This is a genomic window from Streptomyces sp. NPDC059718 (genome assembly GCF_042733315.1).
Lineage (GTDB): Bacteria > Actinomycetota > Actinomycetes > Streptomycetales > Streptomycetaceae > Actinacidiphila.
This window is the reverse complement of sequence record NZ_JBHWGA010000147.1, coordinates 1-1198: the sequence shown is the minus strand read 5'-3', so window position 1 is coordinate 1198 and position 1198 is coordinate 1. Positions and strand designations below refer to the sequence as shown.

Genomic DNA, 1198 nt, shown 5'->3' with positions numbered 1-1198 from the left:
AAGCACTCCTCGATCGCCCAGCGCGTCCCGGCGATCCGGACCAACTCCTGGACGGTGGTGCCCAGGGGAGCGTAGGCGAGGTAGTAGGCGATCTCGTCGGGCTTGCGGATACTGCGCCGGGCCAGCGCCCACCGCATTCGGTGGGGAATCTCGCCTTGGTAGTAGAACTCGGCGACGGCCGGCAGCCGTACTGCCGCCCAGTGGTAGACACGTGGTCCCTTTGCGCCGTCACCGCATGAGATCCTCTCCCATGCTTCGGCCGGGGCCTGCGCGAACAGCCCGTCGATGCGGGGACAGCCCACCGTGAACTGGGACTTGGGCACGGCCAGCACGTAGCCGACGCCTGACTGCTCCAGCAGTCGGCGAAAGCGGCTCTCCTGACCGTAGGCGGCGTCCGCGGTGACCCAGGCGATAGGCAGTGGCGAGGCAAGGGACCGCAGCACGATGTGCCTGGCCAACTCGCCCTTGGTGGCGAATACCCGCTCGTCAGGGACCTTGGCTGCGCGGCAGCGCTCACGATCGTCGGCCCAGGTCTTGGGCAAGTAGAGCTCACGGTCGATCAGGGCCCGGCCCCGGCTCGTGGCGTAGGCGGCGGAGACGCCGATCTGGCAGTTCTCGGTGCGGCCGGGGGCTTGTATTTCAATTACTGCTTGTTCTGGTGGAGTTGGGGGGAAGGTGGAACATGCCTGTGCGTCCGCCTGTCCCCGTGTTACGGGCCAAGTTCGATCGGATCCTGCCTCATCTCGATGAGCGCCGTCGTCGGCTCTACCTGGCCAGTGAGGCCGCAGCGATCGGCCACGGTGGGATCGTTTTGGTGGCTGCCGCATCCGGGACCACTGAGCCTTTTCAGTGGGGCCACCGATCGGGTGACGGCCGACTGGCCGGCGACCCGTGCAGAACGGACGAGGCTCCCCGGCGGTTGAGCGAGATGTCTGACGTCTCAACTCTTCTGCCGGGGAGCCTCGTTGGTTACGTATCCTGCCGCACTGGACCTGCCCCATGCGCTGGTTGAGTGGGTGACGATGCTGATCGTCACCCGGGAGGGTGACCGCCGCTGCAAGCTCCGACCCTCGCAGCGGGCCCTGGTCGCACTGGTGTACCTACGCAAGCACGACACCCTCGCGCAGATCGCGGCCGGCTTCCGGATCAGCGTGGGCACCGCCCACGCCTACGTGCACACGGTCATCGATCTCCTCGC

The 1198-nt window shown here is 67.0% G+C and carries 1 protein-coding gene and 1 pseudogene; one reads left to right on the top strand and one right to left on the bottom strand.

The annotated features are described in order from the left end of the window. Positions 1 to 626 (bottom strand): annotated as a pseudogene (locus tag ACFV3E_RS46770) (IS701 family transposase); the annotation flags it as partial. A 339-nt stretch (positions 627 to 965) separates the two neighbouring features. Here ACFV3E_RS46770 and ACFV3E_RS46765 point away from each other — a divergent pair. Next, on the top strand, positions 966 to 1198 hold a 233-nt coding region (locus tag ACFV3E_RS46765; RefSeq protein ID WP_500542655.1), incomplete at its 3' end, for a helix-turn-helix domain-containing protein.